Origin of the sequence: Celeribacter sp., assembly GCF_048259695.1 — a bacterium.
In the GTDB taxonomy this organism is placed as follows: Bacteria; Pseudomonadota; Alphaproteobacteria; order Rhodobacterales; family Rhodobacteraceae; genus Celeribacter.
Genome location: NZ_JBLXHL010000048.1, coordinates 1 through 5,977 on the forward strand (window position 1 = coordinate 1; position 5,977 = coordinate 5,977).

Genomic DNA, 5,977 nt, shown 5'->3' on the forward strand with positions numbered 1-5,977 from the left:
ATCGGTCTCCGAGGGATGCTTGGCAACGGTCAGTTTATGGGTCTCGTAATAGTGGCGATCCATGTCCGAGATCGACAGTTCGATTTTGTAAATGGTGGCATTTTGCGCCATGATCTTCGCAACCTTTCCAAGGTTCGGGTTGCCTACCCCGTCCGGTAAACCTTGGGAAGCAGATATGGAGGCTGCAAACAACCAAGCCACGACACAGCGCGTCCAAGGTACGGGCCAGGGGGATGTATGACCCGGTCAGCGTTCCCGCCGGGGCAACCGCAGTCTCGGCCCAAAGCGGCCGCTCGTCGCCGATCTTGGTCGCTGCGGTGCGGCACCCCGAAGCTGCCATCTACTTGGCTTAGCAGAAATACCGCCAGCAAACGGCTGCACAGCAATACAGCCTTCGATCCTACAGGAGAATCTTGTGGCTCTCAAGTCATCGTTCGGATGATGGTCTCGGAGGTGGCTAATGAGTGAGGGTACGAAATTCGACGAGCAACTCGATCTGCTTGGACATACGACTGGTATCGAAAAAGAAGCTCCCGATGAACAAGTCGAGAGAATAGCCGAACCGTTTGATCCCGATGACATCGACGTAGTCACCCGGACAATGACTGTCGATCTCCTTCTGTCGCGCACTGGTTCGAACATGATTGATCTACAGCCAGAGTTTCAGCGACGTTGGGGGGTTTGGGACCCGAAACGTCAAAGTCGTCTTATCGAGTCGCTATTATTGCGGATTCCGCTACCAGTTCTGTACGCAGCCGAGGACGAAGATGAGCGCGGGGAGATCGTCGATGGCATTCAGAGACTTTCAACGATTGCGCGATTCATTGCACCTGGAATCATCGGAGAGAGAGCGCTAGCGCTCTCTGGCCTTGAATATCTGCACGACTATGAAAGTAAATATTTTGAAGATCTTAGCCCCCGCCTTCAGATGCGGCTACGTGAGTCTGAACTCGTTATTCACTTGATCCGAAAAGGTACGCCACCAGAGGTCAAGTTCAACATTTTCGCCAGGATTAACACAGGAGGAGTCGCTCTATCGCCGCAAGAGCTCCGCCATGCGATCACCCCAGGAAGGGCTCGCACCCTTCTAGAGGAGTGGTCAGAACTTCCCGAGTTCCTCAAAGCGACTGACGGAAGCGTTCGTACAAGCCGTATGGATGACCGAGAACTGGTGCTTCGATTCATCGCTTTCTACTTGATTGGCGTTGAAAACTATAAGCTGCCAGATATGGACGGATTCCTAGTCAGGGCGAGGAAGGCGATTAATGAAACTGATATCGCCAAATTGGATCAAATCCGCGAGCGCTTCATCTTCGCAATGCTCACCGCTCATGAAATCTTTGGGTCGGACGCCTTTCGTAAACGCTTCGACGTTAATGCTTCGAGGCTTCCTATCAATAAGTCGGTTTTCGAAGCAATGGCGGTCAATCTCGCGAACCTTACCAAGAGCCAGTCGGAAAAACTAATTGAGCGAAAGAATCAAGTGAGCGAAGAATTTATGGCACTTTGCAACGATCGTTCTTTTGAAGCTGCTGTTTCGCAAGGCACAGGTGACATCCGGAAAGTTCAGCGCCGCTTTAAGACAATTCAAAGTATGCTATTAACGGAAGCTGACAATGCTTAATCACATCAGCCTGCGGAACTTTAAGGCCTTCGATGAGGTCGAGATCGAGCTTGGCACACTGACACTGCTTTCGGGTCTCAACGGCAGCGGTAAGAGCACGATCCTGCAAGCGCTCGGACTTCTCCGACAGTCATTTGACGCTCGGTTCCTACTTGAAGGTTCGCTCGCACTGAACGGCGATTTGGTTGAGCTGGGCACCGGTCGCGACGTGCTGCACCAGAACTTCGACACTCCTGAGATCACGGTTGCATTGGACGAGCACGTTGACGGTGAAGAAAAGACGTATACTTGGCGGGCGCCAGCGAAATCCGATGAGGACGTGCTGCAATGCACCCAGAAACCCGAACGGGGCGAACTGAGACTGTTAGATTTGTTCATGCACGGTTCCCAGTTCCTCCGTGCTGATCGAATTACCCCAGCTGTGACCTTTCCAAAGTCGCAAAATGCCGTGCGCCAGCAACTTTTCCTTGGCGCACGCGGTGAGTATACCGCGCATTTCCTGCTCGAGTTTGGCGAGAGCATCACCACCAGTGATATTGTACGAAATTCCAATGAACCGAACGCCTCAAGTCTGATGGCACAAGTCAATGCCTGGATGCAGGAGTTCAGGAGCTATGGTTGAATTTGGGTGACGCGGCTTGATCAGGCGGCGCGGCTTTCATTGGCATCATCTTGGGCGACGCCGTCGGTGAATGTGACACCTTCGATGACGCGCGGCAACTGGTTCCGCCCGTTGAGCTTTCGCCATTTCTTCGATGCCGCCCTGACCAAGGTGAAGACCATCAGCTTTGCGGTCTTCTGCGAGAGCGCGCCCTTGGTCCGGACGGTGCGGTGCCTGACGGTGGCGAACACGCTCTCGATGGGGTTCGAGGTCCGCAGGTGGTCCCAGTGTTCGGCAGGGAAATCGTAGAAGGTCAGCAGTGCATCGGTGTCCCTGGTCAGGCAGGCCACGCCCTTCGCGTATTTCGCGGCGTACTTTTCCTTGAAGGTCTCGATGGCCGTCAGGGCCTCCGCCCGGGTTGCCGCGTGCGAGATGTTGCGCAGATCCGCGGTCACGGCAGGCTGCCCGGATTTCGGGAAGTGATTGAGTACGTTCGACATCTTGTGATACCAGCAACGCTGATGGCGCGCGCTGGGGAAGACCTCGTCCATCGCTTTCCAGAATCCGAGGGCGCCGTCGCCGACAGCCAGTTCCGGCGCGACCGCCAGACCGCGGGCCTTGAGATCGACCAGCAGTTCGCGCCAGCTCTGTGCGCTTTCCCGAACTCCGACCTGAAAACCCAACAGCTCCTTCTTGCCCTCGGGTGTCGCCCCGAGCACGACCAGCATGCATTCGGCCACCGGCTCCATACGGGCCTGCAGGTAGACGCCGTCCGCCCAGATATACACATAGCGACGGGCCGAGAGATCGCGGCGCTGCCAGCGGTCATAGTCTTCCTGCCAGCCCGCCGTGAGCCGCGAGATGGCGCCTGGTGACAGGTTCGGTGCGTCGGCCCCGAGCAGCGCGCCGAGCGCCTCCTGGAAGTCTCCGGTGGAAACACCGCGCAGATAAAGCACAGGGAGCAACGCATCGAGGCTGCGTGACCGCCGCGCCCATCGCGGCAGAATGCTTGAGGTGAAGCGGATCTTCTTCTCGTCTGGCACGCCCTTCGCCCTGTCGCGCACCTTCTGGCGCTGCACCGGGACAGGTCCGATCCCGGTCTGGATCTCGCGCTCGGGGCCCGTGCCATGTCGGACGACACGCTGCCGGCCGTCGGGCAGAAGCTCGTCGGTAAACTGCGCGATGAAGCTGGCGGCCTCCGCCTTCAGCGCTGCAGCCAGCATTTGGCGCGCGCCGTCACGGGCGATCTCCGTCAGCGGGTCGAGGATGCTTCCGGGCTGGCGGAGCGGGGTGATCGTGGTATCGTCAGACATAGGCGTATCGTTCCTCTTGGAAGTCTGGCAGGCTTGGACACCCGCCACGATACGCCGCCTTTTCAGGCCCCATCACCCATTTTCAGCCATAGCTCGGAGTTCAGTCCGGGAGTGCGTGTCGAACCCACTTCAGTTCCGATGACTGACCTAGTCCGCCTTATTTTTTCCTATCGTGGTGAGGGAGCCGCTTATGGCGACCCCCTCCGCCCGACCAATGTCGGTTTCGGGCTCACACATGCGCTTCCTGTGGTCACAGCCTGCCTTGCAGCAAAACCAGGAACGATGCTCGTTGTCGAAAACCCCGAAGCTCAGTTGCATCCACGCGGACAGTCAATGATAGGGCGTTTGCTCGCGCTTACTGCTGCCAATGGCACCCAAGTCATCGTTGAGACACACAGCGACCATGTGCTCAATGGCATCCGCCTGGCGGTTAAGGAAGAATTCCTAGTGCCAGATGTTGTGCGACTTCACTTCTTTAGCCGTTTGCCTGGTGAGGCGAGTTCTTTCGAAAGCCCTGTACTTGGCCCAGATGGACGGCTGTCATATTGGCCGGATGGCTTCTTCGACCAATGGGAGCGGAGCCTCGACCGGCTTCTGGACTAGGACACATGCCGCTACAGTTGTTTTTGAATGAGTTGTCGGTGCCGAATGAGCAACCCGCGCGTGCTGTTTCGATTAAACGCCTGAAGCAGCTCGTTGCGACGGTACGCCAGGCCAGAGGCCTCGATTCGACGGCGATACTGAATAGCCATGTGCCTCTAAGCAATTTTCCTTTGGGCGATCAGACAACTATCGCTTCAGTTCGTAATGACGGCGAGTGCATAGAAGAGAGCTTGTACCTTAAGGCTGTCAACAATCGCTCACCGATGGCATTGACTAAGGAGAACGTCGGTGAGGAGGATCCTGACTTGTGCGAGTATCGGATACAACCCGCGGCTCCGGTGCAATCCGGCCAGATTGCCTTGGGTCTTGGGTACGCACATTTCTTTCGCGGCCTTGGGCTGAGCCTGGCTTCTCACGAATTCTGGCTTGAGCAGTCAATTGAGCTTGAGCTCACCAAGCTGACCTCGGCTGGCGAAATTTCTATTGTGCAAGTTTCGGCTATGAACGCCGATAGCCCGTCTGCCATTGACTTCAATGCCGACCAAATTCGCGCGCTACTCGCGCCTTCATTTTCGAGTGGCGCAGAATTTTGGGAACGCCGCGCTGAGCTATGTCCAAATCTTGTTTTCATACCGCGTACGCGGTCACAACTCGAAGGCATTCAAGCTGGCGATCCTTTGCTGGAACAAACCTGGGCCAAGCTAAGCGGCATCGACAAGGCTATTGGTGCTTGGAAGATTAGCAAAGCGAAATATCCCATGTTCCCTTTCAACGTGCGGCCAGAGAGTAAAAGCCGCCGCGCGCTCACGGAGTTCAAGGACAATGAGGGATATATGCGTGCCTTTAGCGATCATTGCGACCTCGCACCATCAGAGTGCCGAATTCATTTTATTGTTGAGGCAGAACCGCATCGACATGCCCTGATTGGCCACATCGGCCGAGAACTCGGCATTGGTTAGAATTCCGCTCAAATTGTCTGCTGCGATTTCTTATTTTTGGACCTTCACCAGATCACAATGCAAATTCCTACCTCGATGACATGGGCATTATCTTAATGTCTGCTTACGCGGTGTAACCGGGGTTCGTTCGCGCAAGCAGCGAACTTCCGTAAACCGCCCTACCTGTAGGTGCTGCGCGCTGGGAAACGGTCGAATGATCGGGTCCACTTTGGTCTGGAAGAGGTCACTTGACTATTTCGATATCGAATGCGGTATCAGTGGCTGACTCCGCGCCGCCATTGGGTATCTTCTGTCAGGTGGGGAACGCAAGAATTTGAATCATTTTTTAGTCCACCAGATTATTTGGGGCTAAGAATTTATACCACGTCATTGGTGTGCAAGTGCGGGTGCCGCTATGTGGTAGTGACAGTTCTTGCCCGCATCATTTCTTGTCGACCATTTTCCGTAAGCGACCAGTAAAGACCGCTTCCGCCAGAACCTTTTGCTTGGGTGGTTAGATCAACCAACCCCAGTGCCATAAATTGAATTCGTAGGGTTTCGAAGTCATGTGAGTCGATCTCTGGGCTGAACGCGTCTTCTATCGGTGGCGCGCATTTCTTGAAAATAGAGGTTGAAAGTTCTGATTTTACGCCATGGTCAATCTTTGGCGCCATGAGGTTGGGTGATAGAAGGGCGTTGTTGCACAAAGGGGCGAAGGATTCACCTCGCGAATCCAATGTAGTAGCCGGAAGGTATGAGCAGACCTCCGAAGACTACCTACAAGACCACCAACTGGCAAAGCTACAATCAGGCGCTGAGGCAGCGCGGATCACTGACCGTTTGGTTCGATCCCTCGATGCATTGGGAAGCTATTCCGTCGGGGCGTCGCGGCCGTCAG

General features: G+C 55.4%; 6 protein-coding genes and 1 pseudogene. 5 read left to right on the forward strand and 2 right to left on the reverse strand.

Features of this window, described 5'->3' with window-relative positions:
- Positions 1-111, reverse strand: a 111-nt coding sequence (locus tag ACN0Q0_RS17380; RefSeq protein ID WP_417244461.1) for a YaeQ family protein, incomplete at its 3' end; no start/stop codon positions are given.
- Between the two features lie 349 nt (positions 112-460).
- Here ACN0Q0_RS17380 and ACN0Q0_RS17385 point away from each other — a divergent pair.
- Entirely contained in the window at positions 461-1,624 is a 1,164-nt protein-coding gene (locus ACN0Q0_RS17385; protein ID WP_343501770.1) for a DUF262 domain-containing protein, read from the forward strand.
- Positions 1,617-2,246 carry an AAA family ATPase gene (locus ACN0Q0_RS17390; protein ID WP_343501769.1) on the forward strand — a complete coding sequence of 210 codons (630 nt, stop codon included), beginning with the start codon at positions 1,617-1,619 and terminating at the stop codon, positions 2,244-2,246. Before ACN0Q0_RS17385 ends, ACN0Q0_RS17390 begins: the two co-directional genes overlap by 8 nt.
- 20 nt (positions 2,247-2,266) lie before the next feature.
- Here ACN0Q0_RS17390 and ACN0Q0_RS17395 read toward each other — a convergent pair whose 3' ends face one another.
- Positions 2,267-3,538, reverse strand: a complete 1,272-nt coding sequence (locus tag ACN0Q0_RS17395) for an IS256 family transposase (RefSeq protein ID WP_343502288.1) — start codon at positions 3,536-3,538, stop codon at positions 2,267-2,269.
- A gap of 138 nt (positions 3,539-3,676) precedes the next feature.
- On the opposite strand from ACN0Q0_RS17395, the gene ACN0Q0_RS17400 reads away from it, so the two are divergent.
- The 3 genes and pseudogenes from ACN0Q0_RS17400 to ACN0Q0_RS17410 form a co-directional block, all read left to right on the forward strand.
- Positions 3,677-4,141, forward strand: coding sequence for an AAA family ATPase (locus tag ACN0Q0_RS17400; RefSeq protein WP_343502287.1), 465 nt, complete (start codon positions 3,677-3,679; stop codon positions 4,139-4,141).
- 5 nt (positions 4,142-4,146) lie between these two features.
- On the forward strand, positions 4,147-5,100 hold the full coding sequence (locus tag ACN0Q0_RS17405) for a hypothetical protein (protein WP_343501767.1): 954 nt from the start codon (positions 4,147-4,149) through the stop codon (positions 5,098-5,100).
- Between the two features lie 733 nt (positions 5,101-5,833).
- Positions 5,834-5,977, forward strand: a pseudogene (locus ACN0Q0_RS17410) (IS5/IS1182 family transposase); the annotation flags it as partial.

Bases quoted from the DNA above. Each gene is read 5' to 3' on its own strand.
- ACN0Q0_RS17385 (WP_343501770.1), top strand. From the start codon at position 461: ATGAGTGAGGGTACGAAATTCGACGAGCAACTCGATCTGCTTGGACAT.
- ACN0Q0_RS17400 (WP_343502287.1), top strand. From the start codon at position 3,677: ATGACTGACCTAGTCCGCCTTATTTTTTCCTATCGTGGTGAGGGAGCC.
- ACN0Q0_RS17390 (WP_343501769.1), top strand. From the start codon at position 1,617: ATGCTTAATCACATCAGCCTGCGGAACTTTAAGGCCTTCGATGAGGTC.
- ACN0Q0_RS17395 (WP_343502288.1), bottom strand. From the start codon at position 3,538: ATGTCTGACGATACCACGATCACCCCGCTCCGCCAGCCCGGAAGCATC.
- ACN0Q0_RS17405 (WP_343501767.1), top strand. From the start codon at position 4,147: ATGCCGCTACAGTTGTTTTTGAATGAGTTGTCGGTGCCGAATGAGCAA.